Origin of the sequence: Nocardia sp. NPDC059236, assembly GCF_042754085.1 — a bacterium.
Classification (GTDB): Bacteria; Actinomycetota; Actinomycetes; order Mycobacteriales; family Mycobacteriaceae; genus Nocardia.
On the sequence record NZ_JBHZAF010000026.1, the window covers coordinates 45,447 to 66,966 of the forward strand.

Here is a 21,520-nt window from a genome sequence, read left to right on the forward strand (position 1 = left end):
ATCGAACGACGCGGCAGCGCCCATCGGCCAGGAAAAAGGCAGCTACCACCGATCAGCCGCGCCGAGTCGTCACCCCAACTCTTCTGCCCGATTCACCAAATCAGTTGTACCAAAACAGGTTTCACACCGAACTCGACACCGGAACGCGAGCTGAACGATTGACCGAGCGACACAAATTGTCACACCTTCCGCCCGAACGCCCTCACCCATCGCCTGCACAACCAGGCAGCACTGGATATGAGCTTTGGAGCTCTGTTCACGATTTTGCCCCATTACCCAAACTTCAATGAACAAACGGTGCATGAAAGGTGTCGGAAAATCGTTGGCATCAGCGAATATTCATGTTGCATACGCTGTGATCTTTCCGACAGTGCGCCGTTTCGGCCCGTCGGGTAAAAGTTCTTCAGCGAATTTGATTCACACCGCTCGGCCGCGCAAGGCTTCGTAGGACGTTCGACAGAGAGGCTGGCCGTGCAGATCGCCGCACCGCTCCCCCACCCCGGCCAGTCGGCGTTTCCCCCGATCCCGCCCACCCAGGTCCGCCGCAGCGCCGGCCGGCTCTCGTGGGTCTGCGAGCGACCCGAGATCGGGGGCTATCTCCGCCGGCAACGCGAGGCGCTGGGATTGACCCAGGAGGAGGTGGCCCTGGCCGCGTCGACCACGCTGTCGTCCCTGCGGAAGTGGGAGGCGGGTCTGCGCAACCCGAGCACCGAAGGTCTGGCGGCCTGGTGCCGCGCGCTGAATCCACCGGACTGGATGTTGCGCAAGATCATGTCGCTCGCGCTCGGTGACATGGATACGCTGCGCACGGAACCCTGGCCCCGGACCATCGGCCGCGAGGATCTCGCTCATCTCGAATCGTTCTCCGCGCCCGCCTTTTTCATCAGATTCCCCCATTTGGATGTCGTCGCCGCCAACGGACCCGCGCGCCAACTGATTCCGAGCTTGACGCCGGCCGACCTCGGTCCGGCCCGCCCGGTCAATCTGGTCGAATGGATCATGACCGACGCCGCACGAGAGCTGCTGGTCAACTGGCGCGACGTCGCCGTTCGCGTGATCCATGCCCTGCGGGTCATGGGTCCCGGCATCATTCCGCAGCAGCGCCTCGACGAGATCTTCAACGCCTGCTATTCCCGATCGCCGAAGGACTTCAAACGATTCTTCGCCACCGACCCGGTCGAGGACGAACAGGACGGCGACGCACTATTGGTGCGAAATCTGGAGCAGGGCACGGTCGATCGGTACACCTACCGATCCTTGCGCCCGACCCAGCCGATGCGCCCGTATGACGTCGTGCACCTGATCCGGAGCACCGCACCGCGTAATGCGGGCGCGTAGGCCGCACCGGATGGACCACACCTGACACCTTCCCGCCGCCCCCATCCCGGGGGTTCCGATCGTGCCAGACTGCGGACCACACGTGCCGATCTCGGACACCGGTGGTGCAGCGCCGGGCCGGGTGCACCAGAATTCGGTGCGGCCGACACCGACTCGCGGACCGGCCCTGGTCTTCAACGCGGTCGACCGCACACGCACCGGTACATGGGCAATGGGGTGGTGTGCGGCCCGGCCGCGACCGATCCCACACGAAAGGTCGATACGTGCCCAAGCACCTGATCACAGTGGCGTCGATTGCGCTGGCGGTGGTGGCCCTCGCGGGCTGCGGCAGCCACCACAGCAGTCCGCTCACCCCGCCGACTTCGACGACCTCGGTACCGGTTTTCGGCGGCGGCCAGATACCGGATGTGATCGATGTGCCGACCACCACCCCGTCCACGACCAAGGCCAGGTGATGGCCGGGCGGTGACCTCGACCGGTTGCCGGCCGCGCCGGAGGCGACGCTCACGCCCATACAGCCGAGCCCCTGCGCGGAGACCGTCGGGCCCTGGGTGCCGAGTTCTCTTGTCCCCGTCCGAAGTTCGTTGCAGGGCACGCGAATCCGGCAGCACCTGATGAGCCACAACGGCTTCCTCCGCTCGGTCGCGGATGCTAGCAATGATAGAACTCATGTCACTGACACGCCCAGAGCCTATAGCTAGATAACTTTACGGCCGATACGATATGTCGATGACGATTCAGAAGACGCCATGACGATCCAGGAACGGCGTGAGCGGGAGCGGGCCGCCAGGCGTCAGCTGATCATCGACACCGCACGCAAACTCGCCGAGGACGATGGCTGGCCCGCGGTGACCACGCGCCGGCTGGCCGATTGCATCGAGTACAGCCAGCCCGTGCTCTACAGCCATTTCACGAGCATGGAGGCCATCGTGGCGGCGGTGGCCGTGGAGGGCTTCGCCGAGCTGGCCGACGATCTGCACGCCGCGGGCGCGGGGCGCGAGACCGTCGAGCAGCGCCTGGGCGCCCTGGCCACCGCCTATGTCGAATTCGGGTTGTCCCAGCCGGCGCTCTACGACGCCATGTTCGTCCAGGCGACCGATCTCGCCTTCGGCAGCGCCGAGACGCCCGCGCAGTTACGCCGCGCCTTCGGCGAAATGCGCTCGGTGATCAGGGCATCCCCCGGCGACATCGATCCGGACGCCGACACCGACACCGAGGTGTTCTGGGCCGCCCTGCACGGCCTGGTGACGCTGGCGCGCAGTCACCGCCTGCGCACCGAGTCCATCGGCGTGCACCTGACGGTGCTGCTGGAGCGTTTCACCAACCTCGGAATCCACCGATCCTGAATCCGTGGCGGGATCCGTGGTCGGCACGGATGTCGCCGGCGCGGCCGAAATTTAGCGTTATCGGCATGACGAACACCGCCACCACCACCGAAATCAATGTCAGCCTCGAGGCTGCCGACCCCACCGCCACCGCGGCCGCCTACCAAGCCGCCTTCGGCCTCGGCGCCAGGCTAACCTTCCGTCCCGCCACCGCCCCGGCGGAAGGCTTCCGCGGATTCATGCTGTCGCTGGTCGTCACCCAGCCCGGCACCGCCGACAACCTCATCGCCAGCGCGCTGCAGAACGGATTCACCATCCTGAAGCCGGCCAAGAAGAGCCTCTGGGGCTACGGCGCCGTCATCCAGGGCCCGGACGGCACCGTCTGGAAGGTCACCACCTCCCAGAAGAAGAACACCGGCCCCGCGACCCGCGAGGTCGACAGCGTCGTCCTGCTGCTCGGGGTCGAGAACGTGAAGGCCAGCAAGCAGTTCTACCTCGACCGCGGCCTCACCGTCTCGAAGAGCTTCGGCAGCAAGTACGTCGAATTCGCCCTCCCCGACTCCCCCGTCAAGCTCGCCATGTACCCCCTCGCGGCCGCCGCCAAGGACGCCGGCGTCCCTCCGACCGGCTCGGGCCCGCACGGAATCGTGGTCAGCGGCGCCACCACCTCGTTCGTCGACCCGGACGGCTTCGAATGGGAAGCATCCGCGAAACGCCCGTGACGCCTTCGGGTTACCCATCGGCCGGGCGGGCGCGGCTAGGATTACCGCGGCCTGTCCGAGAGCACCGTCCGACCTGATCGGACATTCGTGTGAAGGAATTAGCCATGCCGTATGTTGTTGACTTCGTGAACGTCTCGACCGAGGGACTGGAGTCGTCGCCGGTCGCACCCGCGCTCGCCGGATTGCGGGCGAACGAGGCCCGGTACTTCAAGAACAAGTACGACCATGTCTTCACGGTGGAGCCCGCGGAGGATGCCCAGCAGACGATCGAGTGGGTGAACCGGATCCTCGCGGAGGAGCGGTCCCTCGTCATCTCCTCGAAGCCCCTCGAGGCGACGGCCTTCCAGGTCGAGGACATTCGAATCGCCTACGTGTTCTATCAGAACGGCCTGTCGATCAATGTGATGTACACCGTCGACGACGCCAAGAAACGAGCGGTCGGGTTCAAGCTCTCCGACGGGATGGAGGTCCCCGCGGAGCTCGCCTCGCAATTCAAGTTCGCGCGGCAGAAGTCGAAGCTGGCCGGCACCATTCGCGGCTCGTACTTCGTCATCAAGGGCGAGTACTGACCGCGGTGGGCCTTACCGCCCCGCAGCCGACGAAGACCTGCGGGACGGTTCGGCCACTGCTCGATCAGCCGAACGGGTACTGACCGGCGCCGGCGTAGCCGGTGCCACCCATACCGATGATGTCGGTGAGCATCACGAGCATTCCCTGCCCGATCGACAACGCGTCGTTGCCGATCGTTCCGAGGTTCTGCGCAAAGGTCTGCATGTCCACCTCCGCTGTCGGTCGATCCGAATGGTGCGCACGGGAACGTAGCCAATCCGTGTCACCACCGGCAAGTTCGGTGTGGCGCAAGCTGCCGCACCCGGATGCACCGAAATCTGTTCTCTGCCAACAACATTGCCGAGTCTCAGCGGACACGACAGGGCGACACGCCGACATTCGGACAATCAGGGCCACAGCAGACTCACAGGACCGCCGTGCGCCCCGGGCGCCGCTAGGTCACCGAATCGAGGGACGAGAAGACCACCACGTTGGACTCGTAACTCTTGGCAGCCTGGTCGAACTGGCCGCCACACGTGACCACCTGCAGCGTCGCGCCGCCGCGGGGACCGAAGACGAGCTGGTCGGGGAACTGGGATTTCAGGTACATGCGGACATCGGTGACCTTGAAGTGCGCGGTCTTGCCGTCCGCGCGCTTCACGTCGATCATGTCGCCCGGCTTCACCTTCTTCAGGTAGAAGAAGACGCCGGTGCCCTTGTAGGAGTCGACGTGACCGAGGATGACCGCCGAGCCCTGCTCGCCCGGCGCGGGACCCTGCTGATACCAGCCGGCCTGCAGGTAGTCGGAAGGCACCTGGACCGAGCCATCGGCATTGAGCCCCACCGCGATCAGCGACCCCGAGGCCTTGATCGAGGCGATGTCGAACGACACCGGAGTGGACCGGCTGATCGCGGCCGCCGTCTTCACCCCGGAAGCGGACGCGGCCGCGGTGGTCGTGCTCCCGGCCGAATGGGTCGCGCCGGAGGACGAACAACCGGTCACCAGGGCCAGGATGATCGCCACCACGGCGACGAGCGCACCACGTAGTGGTCTACGGATTCTCAATGCGCCCAAGGCGTTTCCCTTCGCGGTGCTCACTGCGCGCTCACCTGGGCGGCCATGCCGCCCGCGCCGGTCTCGGGCGCGCCCTTGGGAGTCACGTAGCCGCCCGGCGGAACCTGATCGGTGACCGCCGTGCCGCCCGGGATGCCGGTGGTCGCGCCCACCGGAATCGCCATGCCGTACGCCGTGTCCGCACCGGCCGCCGCGGCTCCGGCCGTCACCAGATCGATGCCACCCAGTGCGCTACCGCCGATGTCGGTGTTCCCGCCCGCCTGTACTCCGCCACCGGCGTTTCCACCGATCTGCGTACCGCCGCCGACCTGCACACCACCATTGGCATCCCCGCCGATCTGCGTACCGCCGCCGACCTGCACGCCACCACCGGCATTGCCACCGATCTGCGTACCGCCGCCAATCTGCACACCACCATTGGCGTCACCGCCAACCTGGGTGCCGCCGCCGACCTGCACGCCACCGTCGGCATTGCCACCGGTCTGGACGCCTCCGCCGACCTGCACGCCACCATTCGCGTCACCGCCAACCTGGGTGCCGCCGCCGACCTGCACACCACCGTTGGCATTGCCACCGGTCTGGACGCCTCCGCCGACCTGCACGCCACCATTCGCGTCACCCCCAGCCTGCGTACCGCCGCCGACCTGCACACCACCGTTGGCATCCCCGCCGGTCTGCGTACCACCACCGACCTGCACGCCACCACCGGCATTGCCGCCGGTCTGCGTACCGCCGCCGACCTGAACACCGCCATTCGCATCCCCGCCGACCTGCGTACCACCACCGACCTGCACGCCACCACCGGCATTGCCGCCGGTCTGCGCGCCACCGCCGACCTGCACGCCGCCGCCCGTGTTGCCGCCGGCCTGCGCGCCACCGCCGACCTGCACACCGCCGCCGGCATTCGCGCCGGCGCTCGGCTGGACGGACGCACCGGCATTGCCGCCGCCTCCGCCTTGGACGTCGACGCCCACGTTCACCCCGCCGGGTCCGATGCCGACGTCCACACCGAGGCCGGCGCCCGGGGCGGGCTGTGTCGTCGCGGTCGGGTCCGCGCCGGCCAGCGGCGCCCACAGTACGACTGCGGCCGCGGCGATCACCATGACCGGGAATGTCCTAGCCGACATTTTCGAATTCGCTTCCAGACGTTGTTATTCGGTTGCCTTCCCGTCGAACAGACGGGTTGGTGTGTTACCGACAAGTCGCCCCTGACCGCGAGAACTATGCTGTTTCAGGCGCGTTTGAAACTGGACGCCTGCACAAGCCCCTAATGCACCGAGCCCCCACCCGAAGCCCCTAATTTGCTCCGCTTCACCGACCATGCCGACGGCATTCCGGTAAGGCGGGCAACCGCCCGTGGAACGGTGACGAGTCAGCGGGCGGCATGCTGGGACGCGGTCTCCCAGGCGAATCCGTCCGGATCGGTGAAGGTCGCAGCGCCGCCCACCACAAGGCGGTGAGACCCGCTGCCGTCGGAGGAGACCCCGGCGTCCTTTGCCAGGGCACGACGCTTGTACAGGGCCAGCTTCACCGGGCTCGAGCCGGTGTCGAACTCCACGTACATGGGCCCGAAGCTCTTGGCCACCGGCAGCCCGTGGTCGACATAGAAGCGCTTGCTCGCACCGATGTTCTCCACACCCAGCAGCAACACCTTGGAGTCGAAGCGCTTGGCCGCCGGACCGCTGTTCTTCTTCGAGGAGGTCGCGACCTTCCAGATCGCGCCGTCCGGGGCCTGGACCACGCCGCCGTAACCCCACATCGACTTGGCCGCGGGCTTGAGCGCGGTCGCACCCGCCGCCAGCGCCGCATCGAGATAGGCGTCGGCGTCGGCCGGCTGGGCCACCGTCAGCGACAGCGTGTACCCGCGGAATCCGGTGCTGGGCTCCCGGGTGGCCCGGAAGCCCAGCAGCTGCGAGTCCAGTCCGAACGCGGTGGAGTAGAAGGTGGCCGCGGCGTCGATGTCCGCGACGTCGAGGGTGATGTTCTCGATGGAAGTCATGGCAGCAACGCTACGGTCGCGCCACTGACCAGCGCTTCTCGATTCCTGATCAGTCCCGGGCCACTCGCGGGCGAGTCACTTCCCGGCGGTCGCCCGCGGTGCCTCCGCACGTCGATCCGCGCCCGTGCCGACGGCCTCGAGGTACTCGGAGCCGTGGATGACGTCGGTGAAGGCGCGGGCGACGGTATCGCCCTCCAGGGTCTGTTCGCAGCGGCGGGCCAGCTCGTGGCGGTCGGTGTCGGGGAGCAGCTGCGGCTGCAGGGCGATCTCGGCGACGACGCCCTTGGAGCGCAGGACGCGGCGGATCGAGTCGGCCAGCGAGTCGATACCGACGAAGCCGGGGATGGTGGACAGGTCGCCGTCGCGGTCGAGGTAGCGCAGGCGGATGGGCTGCACCGGGGTATCGGAGTCGATGGCAGCCTGGAACAGGGCGGGACGCAGGCGGCCGTGGGCGCGGCCGCACCAGGTGGTGCCCTCGGGGAAGAAGGTGACGCGCTCACCGGCGCGCAGGCGGTCGGCCATGGTCGCGATGACCGACGGCAGCTGCCGCAGGCGTTCGCGCTCGATCGGGATGACGCGGACCCGCTTGGCGACATCGCCGAGCATCGGCCACTCGACCATGTCGGCGCGGGCCACGAAGGACACGGGCTCGACGGCGGTGAGGGCCACGATGTCGGTCCAGCCGATGTGGCGGGCCGCGATCAGCACACCGCCCTCGCGACGGTCCTCGGGGGCGCGGTTGTCGACGATGCGGACGCGAATTCCGCAGCAGGCCAGCAGGGCTCGCGCATAGCGGCGCTGCAGCCCGGCGCGTCGGCGGCGCGGGGTGGCGTAGTGCGCGATCGGGAAGCTCAGCAGGACCCCGGCGATGCCGGCGATCCGGGCGGCCACCCGCAGCGTGCCTGCCTCAGCGGGAGCGTCGACACACGAAGGGCCGCAGGGACTGTGGGGCATCCAGGCGTGGGCGGAGGCCTCGGCCGGCGGGCACGAGAGCGATCCGGTCTCCGGGGAGAGCAGTGCGGGCATCATGGGGCATCACCGGGCATCCAGGCTGTTGGCCGCGCCCTGCAGGCGCTCCAGGTAGCGGGTGTTGATGGTCTCGAGGCCGAGCAGGGCGACGAAGTCGGCGACCGCGAAGTCCGGGTCGTGGGCGGGCTCGCCGCAGATCTGCGCGCCCAGGCGTAGGTAGCCGCTCAGCAGCGGGGGTAGCTTGGGGCGGGTGGGGGCTGCCAGCTCGTCGAGGGTGCGGCCGTCCACCACCACCGGGTTGTACGGGCGCACATGGCGTTCCGTCTCCAGCGCGTGCTTGCGCAGCAGCATGTCGCGCACGCCGCGCACGTTCACGCCGGGCTCGTCCTCGGGGGTCATCCGCATCGGCACCGACACGCAGCCCATCACCCAGTCGTATCCGGTGAGCTGGATGTAGTGCAGGATGCCCGCCCACATCAGCGTCAGCACCGAACCGTTGCGGTGATCGGGCACCACGCAGGCGCGGCCCATCTCCACGATCCGGTGACCGACGGGATCCAGTGCGGCCAAGTCGAATTCGGTGGCGGTGTAGTATCCGCCGGCGGCGGTCACCTTGTCCGGGGGCAGCATGCGGTAGCAGCCGACGAACTGCTCGGTGAGCTCGTCGCGCACCAGCAGGTGGTCGCAGTGGTCGTCGAAACGGTCGGCGTCCAGGCCGGTTCCGTTGTCGGGAATGGTGAAGCCCGGCTCATTGGCGAACACCTGGTAGCGCAGCCGCTGTGCGGCCTCGCGGTGCTCGGCATCGGAGGAGACGACCAGGGAGTACTGGGACCGTCCGGTGGTGCGGGGTGCTTCCGGGGCGGGCTTCGACGCGGCTGCCAGCAGGCTGGAATTCGACGCTGCCATGGTGGTCATAGGCTTGATCAAGCCAGTCCGAGACTGCGCTGGAGCGACCGCCGGATTACCTGCCGATGCCAGTCCGGTGAACGCGACGCAGACCGCACCGGGAGTTCATCCGACCGCCTCGCAACGTTCTCTACCAGGACAAATGCTCGTATCCCGGCGGGGTACCGGCGGCTCTGGAAGGCCGCGCGGCGAGCCCGGAAGACGTTGCGGCGAGCCCGGACCCGCGTCCGCGAGCGGTCGGCAACGCGGAAGAAATCAGCCTACGCCGCCCGGGTGAGCCTTGCATCGCGGGGGTCCACTTCCGGAACGAGGGAGGGTCAGTTCCGGAAGAGCAAGGCGGAATCGCCGAATTCGTGCCAGAGATACCCGGAGTCGAGCGCCACCCGGTACGCCTCCCGCACCACCGCCCCGCCCGCCACGGATTCGAGCAGATGCAGATGCGAGGCGCCCGGCGCGTGCCAACCGGTGATCAGCCCGTCCACCGCCCGCGCGGGACGATCCCCGTCGAGCACCAGCTCGGTCCAACCGGCCATCGAACGCACCAGACCGTCTGCGGCGGTGGCGGTTTCGAGCGCCCGGGTGACCGTGGTCCCCACCGCCACCACCCGGCCGGCCGCCGCATGCGTGGCATTGACCAGCCGCGCCGTCATCTCCGGTACCGCGAACCGCTCCGGACTCGGCGGCTCCCCGGACTCCGGCGACGAAACCCCGGTATGCAGCGTGATCGGCGCGAACCCCACCCCGCCCGCCACCAGCTCGGTCACCAGCGCCTCGGTGAAAGGCCGCCCTGCGCTGGGCATTTCGGCACTGCCCGGCTCGAGCCCGAAGACCGTCCGATAGTAGGCGGCCGACCACCGCCCCGTGAGGTAGGAGTAGGAGATCGGGCGGCCATACCGTGCGAGCAGCGCCCGCACATCCGCCCCCGCTCTCTCGACCCCGTCGCCGTGGCCCGCCGCGGCGGCGCCCCGGTCCCCAACGGCAGCTGGATTCCCGACGGCATCATGATCGGACGCGGCTTCGACGTCCGCGGCCCAGAGGCGGTCGCCGCCGCGCAGCCAACGGGTACGGACGGTGGCGAGGTGACCGGCCGGAAGGGTAATGCGCGCACCGGGTTTCAGCGCCCGCCCGCGCCACGGCACGCCCGCGGGGTCGCGCAGTTCGACCACCCAGCGCCCGTCGTCGAGCCAGGTCGAGAAGTGCAGCACCGCGGCCGCGTCGCCGTACCGCGCATCCACCGCGGCGCTGAGCACGGCCGAATTGTTCACCACCACAAGGTCTCCGGCGCGCAGGAATCTCGGCAGCTCCCGGAACCGCGCGTGGGTGACCGTCCCGGCGTCGCAGACGAGCATCCGGACCTCGTCACGCGCCAGGCCGCGCGCCTCGGGCGGGCTGGTCGCCGACAGCTCGCCGGGCAGGGTGAACGCGAGCTCCTCCATACCGAGGGTCATGACGCCACCGACAGTTCGGACGCGAGGTAGCGGCCGCTCGGCGGGCGCGACTCGAGAAGGCGCAGCAGGGCGGGGACAACGGTTTCCGGTTCCGGACGGTCGGAGATGTCCTCACCAGGGAAGGCGGCCTGATGCATCTCGGTGCGCATGTCGCCGGGATCGAAGCTGTAGATGCGCAGCCGGGGATTCTCGGCGGCGAGCACGTTGGTGAGCTGGTCCAGTGCGGCCTTGGAGGCGCCGTAGCCGCCCCAGCCCTCGTAACCGCCGACGGCGGCGTCGGAGCTGATGTCCACCACCACGCCGTCGGAGGCCCGGAGTGCGGTCAGGGTGAGCTGCAGAATCGCCAGGGGTGCAATCACATTGGTGTCGAGGACGGTGGCGAGTTCGTCCAGCGGGTAGCGGTCCAGGGTCGGGAGCGGGCTCGGCCCCAGTGCGCTGGCATTGTTGAGCACCAGGTCCAGCCGGCCGGAGCCGACGGCCTCGGCGATGCGCTCGCGCACCGCCGGGTCGGCGACATCCCCCGCGATGGCGTGCGCGCCGGTCGCGGCCCGCACCCGGTCGAGCCGATCCGCGCCGCGGGCGACGAGGATCAGCTCCCAATCCCGTTCGGCGAGCGCGAGCGCGACCGCCCGGCCGAAGCCCGCCGACGCCCCGGTGATCAGGGCCCTTTTCGTGTTTTCAGGCATACAGCCATCGTGAAACCTGAACCTCTGTTCAGGTCAACAACTTTTCGCCGGCAGCGAAGAGCCGCCCGGGTCAGGCGTTCTCCCGGGCGAAGCTGCGGGAGGCGACCAGGATCAGCAGCAGCGAGACCACGATGGTGACGGCGGTGCCGACATAGACCTCGTGCGCCCCGAAGTCACCGCGGAACAGCGCCCGCGCCGCGTCCACGGTGTGCGAGAACGGATTCACCTTCGCGATGTCCTGCAGCCACTTCGGTCCCACCGTCATCGGCAGCAGGATGCCCGACAGCAGCATGATCGGCACCGACACCGAGTTCAGCAGCGAGGCGAGGGTGTCCTCCGAGCGCGCCCACAGGCCCAACGCGTAGGACGCGGACGCCAGCCCCGCACCCATGACGGCGATCAGCAACAGTGACAGCACCAGGCCGCCCGGATTCGGCCGCAGCCCGAAGACCGCCGTGGCCACTCCGACCAGCACCAGAGCTTGCACCAGCAGCACCGTCATGTCCTTGAGCACCCGGCCCAGCAGTAGCGCGCCGCGTGAGGCGGGAGTCACCCGCTGCCGTTCGATCACGCCCGCGCGCCATTCGGCCACGATGCCGAAGCCGACGAACAATGCTCCGAACAAACCGATCTGGATGACCAGCGCCGGGGTGAGGATCTTCCACGGATCCGCGCCCGGGCCCAGCGACGGGGCGATGCCCTTCACCAGGGGGCCGAACAGGACCAGGTAGATGATCGGCTGCATCAGGCCGATGATCACCCAGACCGGATTGCGCAGATTGGCCCGGACCTGGGACCAGTAGATCAGTCCGGTGTCGCGCAGGAATGTCATGACCGGTCTCCTTCCCGGAGTGAACGCCCGGTGAGCGTGAGGAACACATCGTCGAGGCTGGGGCGCTTCACCGTGAGCGAGCCGGGCGTGATGCCCTTGTCGCCGAGCGCCTGCAGCAGCGGAACCACCGCGGCGTCACCGTGTTCGACGGTGAGATGCACGAGACTCTTTCCGGCATGGCCGTTCTCGTGGCCCTCGGTGCGCAGCCGGGAGCGCAGTTCGAGCGCCTCCGCGGCGACCTCCAGGGCCAGATCGGCGCTGCCGGAAGCGATCTCGAGGCTGATCACGTCGCCGGAGATGCGCCGCTTCAGCTCATCGGGGGTGCCTTCGGCGACGATGGTGCCGTGGTCCATCACCAGGATGCGATCGCAGAGCGCGTCCGCCTCCTCCAGATAGTGGGTGGTGAGTACGACGGTGGTGCCTTCGTCGCGCAGCCGCCGGATGTGGTCCCACAGGTTGGCCCGGCTCTGCGGATCCAGCCCGGTGGTGGGTTCGTCGAGGTAGATGAGCGTGGGCCGGTGCACGAGGCCGAGCGCGATGTCCACCCGCCGCCGCTGCCCGCCGGAGAGCTGCCCGCACCGGCGGCGCTCCAGCCCGTCGAATTCGAGCGCCTTGGCCAGGTCGGCGGCATTGCGCCTGGCCTCGGTCTTGGACAGCCCGAAAAGCCTTGCCTGCAGGATCAATTCGTCCTCGACCAGTTCGGCCTCGTTGGTCGATCCGCCCTGCGGCACATAGCCGATGCGGGAGCGCACCGTCCGCGGCTCGGCGCGCAGGTCGGCGCCGACCACGGTGGCCTCGCCCGCGGTGGGCGCCAGCAGCGTCGAGATCATCCGCAGGGTGGTGGTCTTGCCGGCCCCGTTGGGGCCGAGCAGTCCGATGATCTCGCCGTAGCGCACGTCGAAGTCGATACCCGTGACCGCTTGCACGTCACCGGTTTTGGTCTTGAAGGTCCGGGCCAGCCCACGGACCCGGATGACCGGGTCGGTGGGTGCGCCGCGGACGGGTGATGTCGTTTCCACGCCTCAACGGTAGAAACGACTCACCCATATAGTCAAGCTTGACTATTAAAACTTGATTACTTCGCCAGGAGCGGCGACACTACTTCACCGGAGGCGGGACCGGGGCCCCGCCCATGGTCCCCGACCAGGCATCCAGCTCCCCGCTCTCGATCCGCTGCAGGGTCCGGCGCGACCACTCCAGATCCGCACGCACATGCGCCGCAGCAAGATTGATCGCATCGGCGACATGATGCGGCTCCGCCTCCCGCGGATCCCCGCTCCCGGCCAGAATCCGCTCCTCCTCGCGCTCGAGATAGACCAGATTCGACTCGAACTGCAGGATCCGGCTGCGCAGCGCCGCAATCACATCCACCTTCGGCGCGTGCGGGAACAGCGACACCGTCGCGAAATACGGATGCTTGAGCTGGTCGGCCGCGAACAGCGACTCGCGCAGCATCTCGCCGAATTCCTTCTCCCCCTCCGGAGTCAGCCGATACGTGCGCCGCTCCGGCCGCGCCCCCTCCTGCCCGACACCCTCCACCGAGATGAGACCGTCCCGCTCCAGCGTGTTCAGCGCCCCGTACACCGAGCCGGGCTTCACATTGGCCCAGTCGTCGGCATGCCAGGACAGCAATTCGCGGCGCACGTCGTAGCCGTGCACGGGCTGGAGCAGGCGCACCACCGCCAGCACCAGCAATCGAGTTGTAGGAACAGCCATAGTCGCAGGTTAACCTTGCCCCACAACGGGAACGAGCCGCCCGGCGCTATGGCCGGGCGGCTCGTTTCGTTCCTGCGGTCAGGCCGCTACCGGTGACTTCTCCGGAGTCTTTGCGGCCGAGGCCTTTTCGACCTCGTTGAAGCCGGGCCGGCCGCTGCCGATGAAGGCGACCAGCCAGGACAGCACCGCGGCGAAGCGGTTGCGGAAGCCGACCAGGTAGTAGATGTGCACCGCGAGCCAGGCCACCCAGGCGATGAGACCGGTGAACTTGACCTTGTCGTTCAGCTTGGTGACCGCGCTGAAGCGGCTGATCACCGCCATCGAGCCCTTGTCCCAGTACTTGAACGGCGTGGCCGCGGGCTTCTTGCCGCGGATGATGTCGGCGACGTGGCGGCCCTCCTGCATGGCCACCGGCGACTGGCCGGGGTAGCCGTTGAGGTAGGTCATGTCACCGATGGCGAAGATGTCGGCGTGGCCGCCGACGGTGCAGTCGGGGTTGATGAGCAGGCGGCCGGCGCGGTCGGTCTCGCAGCCGGTGGCCTCGGCCAGCACCTGGGCGAAGCCGCCGGCCTGCACGCCCGCCGACCACACCACGGTCTCGGCGGCGATCCGGCGCTCCACGCCGTCCTTGCTCTTGACGGTGACCTTGCCGTCCTCGATGTCGGTCACGAAGGTGTCGACCAGCACCTCGACGCCGCTGCGCTCCAGCGACTCCTTGGCGTATTCCGACAGCCCGCCACCGAAGGGCGGCAGCACCACGCCCGCGCCCTCCACCAGGGTGACGGTGTCCTCCTGGTGGTAGTACCTCTTCGCGAGCTCCTTCAACTGACCGGCGACCTCGACGCCGGTCGCGCCCGCGCCGACCACCACGAAGCTCAGCAACCGGCGGCGGGTCTCGGGGTCGGCATCCTTGGCCTGCTCGAAGACGCGCTGGATCTGCGCGCGCAGGTTGCGGGCGTCGTCGATGGTCTTGAGCGAGAACGTCTTGTCCGCGAAGTCGTCACGGCCGAAGTACGACTGGCTGGCGCCGGTGGCGGCGATGAGCTTGCCGTACCGGATCCGGCGCGGACCCTCGGATGTCTCATAGGTGAGGACCGCATTGGGGGCGTCGATGGCGGTGACCTTGCCCAGCCGCACCTCGCCGTTCTTGTGGTTGCGCAGGATATTGGCCATGGGAGGCGCGATCTCGTCCGAGGCCAGCACCCCCGTCGCCACCTGATAGAGGAGTGGCTGGAAGAGGTGCTCGGGCGTACCCGAGATCAGGACGTAACGGATACCCGACTTGTTCAACTGCTTCGCAGCGGCGAGACCACCGAAGCCCGATCCGACGATGACGACATCGGCGGTTTCGATACCCGCCTCCACGTGTTGCATGACTGCTCCCTTCCGTCATGACTAACCGTGATTCGGAACGCGGTTGTTCCAGCCGTCAGGGCGCATAATCAAGATGACTCTTATCTACGTTGATCATGAATTGGAGAATGCCGTGGAGCTGCGCCAACTGGCCTACTTCGTGGCGGTCTGTGAGGAGCTGAGCTTCAGCCGGGCCGCGAGCCGATGCTTCATCTCGCAGTCGGCTATCAGTCATCAGATCGCCCGGCTGGAACGCGACCTCGGCGTGAACCTCTTCGAACGGTCCACACGCTCGGTCGTCCCGACCGACGCGACCACTCGGCTACTTCCCCTTGCGAAGCAAATGCTGAGCCTGGAATCGGCCATTCGCGCAGCTGTGCGGGCCTCCGGGCCGCGCATTCGCTTGGCGGCTAATATGAGCTTTGCAACTAGATCACTGTCCGCCATCGCGGGCGCGCGCGAGGCGCACCCGGGCGCGGAGATCGAATTCGTCATCAAGCCCTTCCGGCAGCGCATCCAGGCGGTGGCCGACGGCGACTGTGACCTTGCCCTCATCCGGGGCAGTGTCGACCAGCCGGGCCTGACCGTCGAGAAGCTCTGGGACGAGGATCCCGTCATCGCCACCTCCACCGCGCACCCGCTCGTCATGCGCGGCGGGGATGTCACCCTCGCGGAACTGGGGGCCTATCCGCTGCTGCTCCCGCCCGAGTCGGAACAGGTCCTGCTCCACAATGTGGTGCGGGCTGCCTTCGCCGACCTCCCCACCGGGCCGGTCTTCGGCCCGCCCATCCCGCCGGACCACACCGCCACCATGGAACTCATCAACCGGCCCGACGCCTGGACCATCCTCTACGCCGACAGCCAGACCGAGGGCATCGCCACCCTGCGGCTCACGGGGCACCCGCTGCGCATCCCGGTCTCGGCCGTGACCCGCAGCGAGGGCCGCACCTCCCCCATCGTGACCACCCTGCTGGCGGCGCTGCACTGCGCGTGACCCACCACCCCTAACCGGGATGCGCGGCGGCGAACTCGGCGAGACCGGCCGCGAAGGACTCGAACATCGGAGTCAGCATCGACCGCACGAACCGCGCCTCGACCGGGGCGAGCGCCGGGGCCGGATCCAGATGGACCTGCCAGGTCAGCGTGCAGTGCCCGGCGTCGATCGGCGTGAACGAGATGTCCTCGATCATGCGGCGGGCCAGGGGAATCGACATGGCGTCCGCGCCGAAGGTGAAGCGCGCGGCCGGTTCCCAGGCCAGGAAGCGTTCCCGCACGGTGATCCAGCGCAGGTGGATATCGCGGATCGCGCCCGCGGCATGGACATTCGAGTACCAGGTGGTGGCGCGATAGCCGTTCGCCCACTCGGTCTGCCCCTCCCCCGAGGCGAGAATCTCGAAGGTGCGCGCCGCCGAGGCCGCCACCGTGCGCTCGCTGTGCAGGTGCAGGCGCATGGCGTCGATGTCGCCGAGTTCACTCGGGCGCAGTGCGAACATCATTTCGCCCCCACCAGACGCCTGGTCACGCGGATGGTGGTGCGGCGGGGCAGGATTCGCGGCAGACTCGACGAGACCGCATTGGCGGTGCCGGACACGACGCTCGGCGGCGGGTTGCGGCGATCCAGGGCCCGCAGGGCGGTGGCCACCACCTGCTGCGACGTCTGCCGGCTGCCGACACTCGCCGCTTCGCCGGCCACATCGAAGAATTCGGTGTCGGTCGCGCCCGGGCAGACCGCCAGCGCGGTGACGCCCGACCCCTCCAGCTCACCCCACAGCGCCTCGGTGAAGGAGAGCACGAAGGCCTTGGTCGCGCCGTAGACGGCCATGAACGGAATCGGCTGGAAGGCCGCCGTCGAGGCGATATTGACGATCACCCCGCGATCGCGGGTCACCATGGCCGGCAGTGCGGCGTGGGTCAGCTCGGCCAGCGCGGCCACATTCACCGCGATCTCCTCGCGGACCTTCCCGGCCGCATGGTCGGCCAGCGCGCCGTGGGTGGCGAAACCCGCGTTGTTGATCAGGATGCCGACGGGATGCAGCGGATCGGTGCAGACCTCGGCGACCCGTGCCACACCGGCCGAATCCGCGAGGTCCGCCGCGAGTACACGCACCGAAACCCCGTGCGCGCCTTCCAATTCCTTCGCCAGGTCCCGCAGCCGCGGCTCGCGCCGGGCCACCAGGATCAGATCGCAGCCGCGGGCGGCCAGGGCGGTGGCGAAGGCCGCGCCGATGCCGCTGCTCGCGCCGGTGACGACCGCGGTCGCCGGATACCACTCGGTCATTTCTCCTCCTAGGTGAACGGGTGTTCAGCTATGTATACTTAACAGCTGTTCAGTCATCTCTGTCAAGGAGGACTTCGTGCCGGGTACCCGACAGCGCCGAACCCGCGGCGAAGGCGAGCGGCTGCGCGCCGAACTCGTCGCCGCGGCCATCGACCTGCTACTCGAGCCACAACCGCTGCCTGCGCCGTCCCTGCGCGCCATCGCCCGCGCCTGCGGCGTCGCCCCCAGCGCCGTCTACATGCACTTCGCCTCCCAGGACGCGCTGAACTACGCCGTCATCGCCGAACTCTTCGGCCGGCTGCGCGCCGACCTCGACGCCGCCGACCCGGCCGGCGCGACGCCCGCCGAGCGACTGGACGCCCTGCTCGGCGCCTACCTGACCTGGGCCGAAAACCACCCGGGCGCATACCAATTGCTCTTCGAGCGGCCCGATCCGCTCGACACCGAAGGCGAGGGACCCGGCCTCGACCTGCTCGACCGCCTCGCCCGGCTGCTGCCCGAGACCGACTCGGGGACCCGGCGCGCCACCGCCCTGCGCATCTGGTGCGCCGTGCACGGGGTGGCGTCCCTGCACATCCACAAACCGAGCGCGCCCTGGGCCGACACCGCGCGCGCGGACGCCCGCGCGCTGGTCGCGAGCATCGCCGGACTGCCCGCCGCCACCTGAGCGCGGCGCACCCGGCCGGATACGGCCGACACGTCCGCCGGAACCGAATTACGCTGGCATCGTGGGGCAGGAGAACATGCGGGCCTCCGACAGGGACCGCGAACAGATCGTCGACCGGCTGCGCGTGGCCATGGACGAGGGGCGCATCACGCTGCACGAGTTCGACGAACGACTGCAGCAGGTGTACTCGGCCCGGACCTACGGGGAACTCGCGCCGATCATGTCCGACCTACCGGTCCAACGGGTTTCCAGCCGGAGCGCCCCGGCCGACGTGAGCAGCGTGCCGCTCTGGGTGAAGATCATCTGGGCGCCCTGGGTTTTCGTGACGCTCATGTGCGTGGTGATCTGGGTGGCCACCGGACTGGGTTACTTCTGGCCGATCTGGGTCGCGGCGCCGTGGGGACTCGCGCTGCTGATCCCCACCTCCATCGGGATGGTGGTGCAGCGCGACGCGCAGCGGCGGCGGCAGGCGGCGCGAGATCGGTATCGGCCGCGGTAGTTCCGCCGCAGTGGTTTCCGGCGGTCAGGCCAGGGCCGCCGCCACCGCGAGATGCAGTCGCAGATCCTCGGGCTCCTCGTCCTGGATGGCCCACACGATCTCCTCCATCGATCGCATGAACGCCCAGGCGCGGGCTCGATCGGCGTGGATGGCCAATCCCGCGGCGGTCCGGTCGGCCACCGCCCGGGCATGCTCCGGCGTCGGGTCGCTCTGCACCTGGATCATCACCAGGAACCCGGCATCGAACGCCGCCTCCCCCAGATATGCCTTCGGGTCGATGAGCAGCCACGGCTCCCGCTCCGCCGCAACGATATTGCCGAGATGAGTGTCGCGGTTGACGACCAGCAGCGGCCCGTCGGGCACCGCCAGCTCCCCGCACCGCTCGGCGGCCCGATCCCGCAGCCGCGCCGGAATCACCTCGGCGACAGCAGCTTCCGGTGCGAGGAACATCGCCTCCCACTCCGCGACCATCCCGGTGGCCGCCGGCAATTCCGGGAACCCGTCCGGGGTCGCGAGCGGCTCCCGGCGCAGCCGCCGATACAGCCGGCACGCCTGGTCGACCTTCGCGATGTGCTCCGGCCGCCCCTCGAGGCTCGGAAACCCGGGCTGATACAGCAGTTCCGTGCCCGGCCGCGCCCATTCGAGCAGCATCGGCCCCGGACTCCGGATCGAACTCGTACAACCGCACCGCCCCGTCGCCGCCATAGCAGTACAGCCCGGTCGGCTCGCCGCAGTTCTCCTCGTCGACCACCGGCACCTTCAGCACGGCGACCGAGCCATCGGCTCGCCGGACCGGCGCGACCCACGAATGTGTCCCGCCCCCGAAACTGCCGCCGACGATCTCCAGCTCCCAAGCCGCGCAAAGCTTCTCCACCAGACCTGGCAGATCGGCCAGCCATCGCGGCCCGCGCTCGCCGAAGCTGTCGGCGATGTTCTCGGCCAGCCCGGGCGGAAGTGAGATCGGCATCGCCCCAGCCTGCCGTAGCCGGCCTGCGCCTGGCTAGCGACGTTGCCGGTGTGCGGCCACCCGGGTTCGGGTGGCGCAGGTGGTGCCGCAGTACTTCTGGGGCTGGCGACGGCCGGTGTCGATGAAGTAGCGGCCGCAGTCGGCGGCGGCGCAGCGGCCCCAGGCGCAGCGGCCGCGGTCGCTCAGCCACAGACCGAGGGCGAGGGCGGCGGTGGAGAGCAGCCAGTACTCGGGGTCGGCGTCCTCGGGCGGGCGGGAATGCATCGACCATGGGCGGCCGGGGAATTGGACCAGGATCGGGCGCGCGGGGTAGTCGGCCAGCAGCGTGTTGATGGCGTGCGCCGCCTCGTCGGGATTCCTCATCTCGAGGATGTCCGTGATAGGGCCGATCGCCCTTCGCACTTCCGCAGGCTTCGCGGCGGTGTAGCGGTCGGGTGCACGGTGGTGGCGCATGACGCGCCGGAGCTCGTCGTCATCGGCTTCGTCCCGCACGGCATTCGCGAGGTCGGCCAGGAAGTACAGGCCCCGGGGGTTCTGGTCATCCACCACGCAGCCAGTGTAACGTCAATACAAGATATTGACGTTACAGGAGGGTCATGCGTACATCCGTGCTGGTGATCGGCGGCGGCCCCGTCGGGCTGACGTTGTCGATCCTGTTGTCGCGCATGGGAATCGACCATCGGGTCATGGAGGCCCGCACCGAACCCTCCCCGCATCCGAAGGCGCGCGGGATCTCGGCCCGGTCCATGGAGATCTTCCGGCGCTGTGGGCTCGAAGCGGACATCCGCGCGGCGGGACTGCCCGCCGAGCACGTCGCGTTCTTTCGTGGGAAGACGCTCACCGATCCGGACTACGTGCGCACCCAGCCGATACCGGGCGACATCGAACACACGCCGTCGCCCGGGCTGATCTGTTCCCAGGACGCGCTCGAACTAGTGCTGGCCGCGCGGGCGGGTGATCGCGTCCAGCGCGGTATGCGGCTGCTCTCGTACGAGCCCGCCGAATCCGGGGTCACCGCGACCGTCCGCGACGAGCGCACCGGCGAAGTGACCGTGCTGCAAGCGGAATGGCTCGTCGGCTGCGACGGCGCGCACAGCACCGTTCGCACCGGGGCTGGGATCACCATGGACGGACCGACCGGCCTGAACGAATTCCTCAGTGTCCGCTTCGAAGCGGCCCTGGGGCCGGTGGTCGCGGACCGGGCGAGCGCCTCATACTTCCTGACCGGCGGGGGTGGGTTTCTCGCGGTCGACAATGACCGGCAGTGGATCTTCCAGCAGCCCTTGCACGGGCGCGATCCCGGTGACATCGACCTGATCGACCGGATTCGCCGCGGCAGCGGCATTTCCGATCTGCCCGTCGTCATCCGCGATACCGCCACCTGGCGCATGGACGCCCGGCTGGTCGACTCCTACCGGTCCGGCCGAGTCCTGCTCGCCGGGGACGCCGCCCACGCCGTCCCGCCCACCGGTGGCCACGGCATGAACCTCGGGATCGGCGACGCCGACAACCTCGCGTGGAAGCTGGCCGCCGTGATCACCGGGGCGGCTCCCGAAATCCTGCTCGGCACTTACGAATCCGAGCGCCGCGAGCTCGCCCGCCAGGTCATCGACATCTCCACCGAGAACTTCCGTACGCGCGGGAGCTACCGCATCGACGACGAGTTGCTGCTCGGCACCGCTTACCGGGACACCGGCACCACCCTCGCCGATCGCGGCTACCTTCCTGCCGCCGAGATCGGCGACCGCCTCCCCCACGCCTGGCTCCCCGACGGCCGCTCCACCCTCGACCTGGTCGGCCCCGGCCACGTGCTGCTCACCGGTTCCCAACTCCCCCAGGCCCTCCGCGATGCCTGCAGCCTCCCCCCCACTACCGGTCTGCTGGTCCGGCCCGACGGCCACATCGCCGCTCGCGTCTACGGCTGAACTCTCGGTGGCTGGTTGTGGCGTAGCGGCGGCCGGTTCCGGTACCGGTGTCTCGTGCACGGTGCGCCACAGGTAGGTTCGGCCGTCGGTCACCAGGACGGCCGTCACTGTGCGCCGACCGGTTTTCACCGTGCCGATGCGGTTCTCGGCGACGAAGCGGACGACGATCAGCTGGCCGCTGCGGGCGATCTCCTGGACCTCGGAGACCTCGATTTCCACGCCCGCCAGCATGTTTCGGGCCGACCACATGCCGGCGAGGAAGGTCT

25 protein-coding genes are annotated in these 21,520 nt (G+C 68.7%); 9 read left to right on the top strand and 16 right to left on the bottom strand.

All coding sequences use genetic code 11. The annotated features are described in order from the left end of the window. The first annotated feature begins 471 nt into the window (after positions 1–471). From ACFXIV_RS41495 to ACFXIV_RS41515, 5 genes are all read left to right on the top strand, one after another. Positions 472–1,338 (top strand): helix-turn-helix domain-containing protein, encoded by an 867-nt coding sequence (locus tag ACFXIV_RS41495; RefSeq protein ID WP_379402385.1) that lies wholly within the window; start codon positions 472–474, stop codon positions 1,336–1,338. Between the two features lie 263 nt (positions 1,339–1,601). Beyond that, positions 1,602–1,793, top strand: a complete 192-nt coding sequence (locus tag ACFXIV_RS41500) for a hypothetical protein (protein ID WP_379402384.1) — start codon at positions 1,602–1,604, stop codon at positions 1,791–1,793. A 294-nt stretch (positions 1,794–2,087) separates the two neighbouring features. Continuing rightward, a complete protein-coding gene (locus tag ACFXIV_RS41505) occupies positions 2,088–2,684 on the top strand; it encodes a TetR/AcrR family transcriptional regulator (RefSeq protein WP_379402383.1) in 597 nt (198 codons plus the stop codon). 65 nt (positions 2,685–2,749) lie between these two features. Further along, positions 2,750–3,385 (top strand): glyoxalase, encoded by a 636-nt coding sequence (locus ACFXIV_RS41510; protein ID WP_379402382.1) that lies wholly within the window; start codon positions 2,750–2,752, stop codon positions 3,383–3,385. Between the two features lie 104 nt (positions 3,386–3,489). Beyond that, the gene (locus ACFXIV_RS41515; protein WP_364613359.1) at positions 3,490–3,954 is read left to right on the top strand and encodes a phage tail protein; all 465 of its coding nucleotides are present in this window, start codon (positions 3,490–3,492) and stop codon (positions 3,952–3,954) included. Between the two features lie 64 nt (positions 3,955–4,018). Here ACFXIV_RS41515 and ACFXIV_RS41520 read toward each other — a convergent pair whose 3' ends face one another. From ACFXIV_RS41520 to ACFXIV_RS41575, 12 genes are all read right to left on the bottom strand, one after another. Continuing rightward, positions 4,019–4,165, bottom strand: coding sequence for a hypothetical protein (locus ACFXIV_RS41520; protein ID WP_354835208.1), 147 nt, complete (start codon positions 4,163–4,165; stop codon positions 4,019–4,021). Between the two features lie 223 nt (positions 4,166–4,388). Continuing rightward, on the bottom strand, positions 4,389–5,033 hold the full coding sequence (locus tag ACFXIV_RS41525; protein WP_379402381.1) for a class F sortase: 645 nt from the start codon (positions 5,031–5,033) through the stop codon (positions 4,389–4,391). Next, the gene (locus tag ACFXIV_RS41530; RefSeq protein ID WP_379402380.1) at positions 5,030–6,136 is read right to left on the bottom strand and encodes a hypothetical protein; all 1,107 of its coding nucleotides are present in this window, start codon (positions 6,134–6,136) and stop codon (positions 5,030–5,032) included. The genes ACFXIV_RS41525 and ACFXIV_RS41530 overlap by 4 nt, the downstream gene beginning before the upstream one ends. A gap of 245 nt (positions 6,137–6,381) precedes the next feature. After that, positions 6,382–7,008 carry a VOC family protein gene (locus ACFXIV_RS41535; protein WP_379402379.1) on the bottom strand — a complete coding sequence of 209 codons (627 nt, stop codon included), beginning with the start codon at positions 7,006–7,008 and terminating at the stop codon, positions 6,382–6,384. 75 nt (positions 7,009–7,083) lie between these two features. After that, positions 7,084–8,037, bottom strand: coding sequence for a lysophospholipid acyltransferase family protein (locus tag ACFXIV_RS41540; protein WP_379402378.1), 954 nt, complete (start codon positions 8,035–8,037; stop codon positions 7,084–7,086). Positions 8,038–8,043: 6 nt separating this feature from the next. Beyond that, the gene (locus ACFXIV_RS41545) at positions 8,044–8,892 is read right to left on the bottom strand and encodes a GNAT family N-acetyltransferase (protein ID WP_379402377.1); all 849 of its coding nucleotides are present in this window, start codon (positions 8,890–8,892) and stop codon (positions 8,044–8,046) included. A 308-nt stretch (positions 8,893–9,200) separates the two neighbouring features. Further along, complete coding sequence (locus ACFXIV_RS41550) at positions 9,201–10,331, bottom strand: S-adenosylmethionine:tRNA ribosyltransferase-isomerase (RefSeq protein ID WP_379402376.1); 1,131 nt, start codon at positions 10,329–10,331, stop codon at positions 9,201–9,203. Beyond that, positions 10,328–11,017, bottom strand: a complete 690-nt coding sequence (locus ACFXIV_RS41555) for an SDR family NAD(P)-dependent oxidoreductase (protein WP_379402375.1) — start codon at positions 11,015–11,017, stop codon at positions 10,328–10,330. Before ACFXIV_RS41555 ends, ACFXIV_RS41550 begins: the two co-directional genes overlap by 4 nt. A 70-nt stretch (positions 11,018–11,087) precedes the next feature. After that, positions 11,088–11,849, bottom strand: a complete 762-nt coding sequence (locus ACFXIV_RS41560; RefSeq protein ID WP_379382217.1) for an ABC transporter permease — start codon at positions 11,847–11,849, stop codon at positions 11,088–11,090. Continuing rightward, positions 11,846–12,868, bottom strand: a complete 1,023-nt coding sequence (locus ACFXIV_RS41565; protein ID WP_379402374.1) for an ATP-binding cassette domain-containing protein — start codon at positions 12,866–12,868, stop codon at positions 11,846–11,848. Before ACFXIV_RS41565 ends, ACFXIV_RS41560 begins: the two co-directional genes overlap by 4 nt. Positions 12,869–12,947: 79 nt before the next feature. Continuing rightward, positions 12,948–13,565 (bottom strand): PadR family transcriptional regulator, encoded by a 618-nt coding sequence (locus tag ACFXIV_RS41570; protein ID WP_354835188.1) that lies wholly within the window; start codon positions 13,563–13,565, stop codon positions 12,948–12,950. A 78-nt stretch (positions 13,566–13,643) separates the two neighbouring features. Further along, positions 13,644–14,939 carry an NAD(P)/FAD-dependent oxidoreductase gene (locus ACFXIV_RS41575; protein ID WP_379402372.1) on the bottom strand — a complete coding sequence of 432 codons (1,296 nt, stop codon included), beginning with the start codon at positions 14,937–14,939 and terminating at the stop codon, positions 13,644–13,646. 112 nt (positions 14,940–15,051) lie between these two features. Between ACFXIV_RS41575 and ACFXIV_RS41580 the strand changes: the two genes are divergently transcribed. Continuing rightward, entirely contained in the window at positions 15,052–15,912 is an 861-nt protein-coding gene (locus tag ACFXIV_RS41580) for a LysR family transcriptional regulator (RefSeq protein WP_356997904.1), read from the top strand. Positions 15,913–15,922: 10 nt separating this feature from the next. Here the strand turns inward: ACFXIV_RS41580 and ACFXIV_RS41585 are convergent, their stop codons facing one another. Together ACFXIV_RS41585 and ACFXIV_RS41590 are read right to left on the bottom strand one after the other, a co-directional pair. Further along, complete coding sequence (locus ACFXIV_RS41585; protein ID WP_379402371.1) at positions 15,923–16,414, bottom strand: SRPBCC family protein; 492 nt, start codon at positions 16,412–16,414, stop codon at positions 15,923–15,925. After that, entirely contained in the window at positions 16,411–17,196 is a 786-nt protein-coding gene (locus ACFXIV_RS41590) for an SDR family NAD(P)-dependent oxidoreductase (RefSeq protein WP_379402370.1), read from the bottom strand. The genes ACFXIV_RS41585 and ACFXIV_RS41590 overlap by 4 nt, the downstream gene beginning before the upstream one ends. 76 nt (positions 17,197–17,272) lie before the next feature. Between ACFXIV_RS41590 and ACFXIV_RS41595 the strand changes: the two genes are divergently transcribed. Both ACFXIV_RS41595 and ACFXIV_RS41600 read left to right on the top strand, forming a co-directional pair. Next, on the top strand, positions 17,273–17,863 hold the full coding sequence (locus ACFXIV_RS41595; protein ID WP_379402369.1) for a TetR/AcrR family transcriptional regulator: 591 nt from the start codon (positions 17,273–17,275) through the stop codon (positions 17,861–17,863). A 61-nt stretch (positions 17,864–17,924) separates the two neighbouring features. Next, complete coding sequence (locus tag ACFXIV_RS41600; RefSeq protein ID WP_379402367.1) at positions 17,925–18,362, top strand: DUF1707 domain-containing protein; 438 nt, start codon at positions 17,925–17,927, stop codon at positions 18,360–18,362. Positions 18,363–18,386: 24 nt separating this feature from the next. Here the strand turns inward: ACFXIV_RS41600 and ACFXIV_RS41605 are convergent, their stop codons facing one another. Together ACFXIV_RS41605 and ACFXIV_RS41610 are read right to left on the bottom strand one after the other, a co-directional pair. Beyond that, complete coding sequence (locus ACFXIV_RS41605; RefSeq protein ID WP_379402366.1) at positions 18,387–19,013, bottom strand: aminoglycoside phosphotransferase family protein; 627 nt, start codon at positions 19,011–19,013, stop codon at positions 18,387–18,389. A gap of 349 nt (positions 19,014–19,362) precedes the next feature. Continuing rightward, positions 19,363–19,878, bottom strand: coding sequence for a CGNR zinc finger domain-containing protein (locus tag ACFXIV_RS41610; RefSeq protein ID WP_379402365.1), 516 nt, complete (start codon positions 19,876–19,878; stop codon positions 19,363–19,365). 47 nt (positions 19,879–19,925) lie between these two features. On the opposite strand from ACFXIV_RS41610, the gene ACFXIV_RS41615 reads away from it, so the two are divergent. Next, on the top strand, positions 19,926–21,254 hold the full coding sequence (locus ACFXIV_RS41615) for an FAD-dependent monooxygenase (protein ID WP_379402364.1): 1,329 nt from the start codon (positions 19,926–19,928) through the stop codon (positions 21,252–21,254). The last annotated feature ends 266 nt before the right edge of the window (positions 21,255–21,520 follow it).

Bases quoted from the DNA above. Each gene is read 5' to 3' on its own strand.
- ACFXIV_RS41505 (WP_379402383.1), top strand. From the start codon at position 2,088: ATGACGATCCAGGAACGGCGTGAGCGGGAGCGGGCCGCCAGGCGTCAG.
- ACFXIV_RS41510 (WP_379402382.1), top strand. From the start codon at position 2,750: ATGACGAACACCGCCACCACCACCGAAATCAATGTCAGCCTCGAGGCT.
- ACFXIV_RS41515 (WP_364613359.1), top strand. From the start codon at position 3,490: ATGCCGTATGTTGTTGACTTCGTGAACGTCTCGACCGAGGGACTGGAG.
- ACFXIV_RS41530 (WP_379402380.1), bottom strand. From the start codon at position 6,136: ATGTCGGCTAGGACATTCCCGGTCATGGTGATCGCCGCGGCCGCAGTC.
- ACFXIV_RS41535 (WP_379402379.1), bottom strand. From the start codon at position 7,008: ATGACTTCCATCGAGAACATCACCCTCGACGTCGCGGACATCGACGCC.
- ACFXIV_RS41540 (WP_379402378.1), bottom strand. From the start codon at position 8,037: ATGATGCCCGCACTGCTCTCCCCGGAGACCGGATCGCTCTCGTGCCCG.
- ACFXIV_RS41545 (WP_379402377.1), bottom strand. From the start codon at position 8,892: ATGACCACCATGGCAGCGTCGAATTCCAGCCTGCTGGCAGCCGCGTCG.
- ACFXIV_RS41550 (WP_379402376.1), bottom strand. From the start codon at position 10,331: ATGACCCTCGGTATGGAGGAGCTCGCGTTCACCCTGCCCGGCGAGCTG.
- ACFXIV_RS41555 (WP_379402375.1), bottom strand. From the start codon at position 11,017: ATGCCTGAAAACACGAAAAGGGCCCTGATCACCGGGGCGTCGGCGGGC.
- ACFXIV_RS41560 (WP_379382217.1), bottom strand. From the start codon at position 11,849: ATGACATTCCTGCGCGACACCGGACTGATCTACTGGTCCCAGGTCCGG.
- ACFXIV_RS41570 (WP_354835188.1), bottom strand. From the start codon at position 13,565: ATGGCTGTTCCTACAACTCGATTGCTGGTGCTGGCGGTGGTGCGCCTG.
- ACFXIV_RS41575 (WP_379402372.1), bottom strand. From the start codon at position 14,939: ATGCAACACGTGGAGGCGGGTATCGAAACCGCCGATGTCGTCATCGTC.
- ACFXIV_RS41585 (WP_379402371.1), bottom strand. From the start codon at position 16,414: ATGATGTTCGCACTGCGCCCGAGTGAACTCGGCGACATCGACGCCATG.
- ACFXIV_RS41590 (WP_379402370.1), bottom strand. From the start codon at position 17,196: ATGACCGAGTGGTATCCGGCGACCGCGGTCGTCACCGGCGCGAGCAGC.
- ACFXIV_RS41605 (WP_379402366.1), bottom strand. From the start codon at position 19,013: ATGCTGCTCGAATGGGCGCGGCCGGGCACGGAACTGCTGTATCAGCCC.
- ACFXIV_RS41615 (WP_379402364.1), top strand. From the start codon at position 19,926: ATGCGTACATCCGTGCTGGTGATCGGCGGCGGCCCCGTCGGGCTGACG.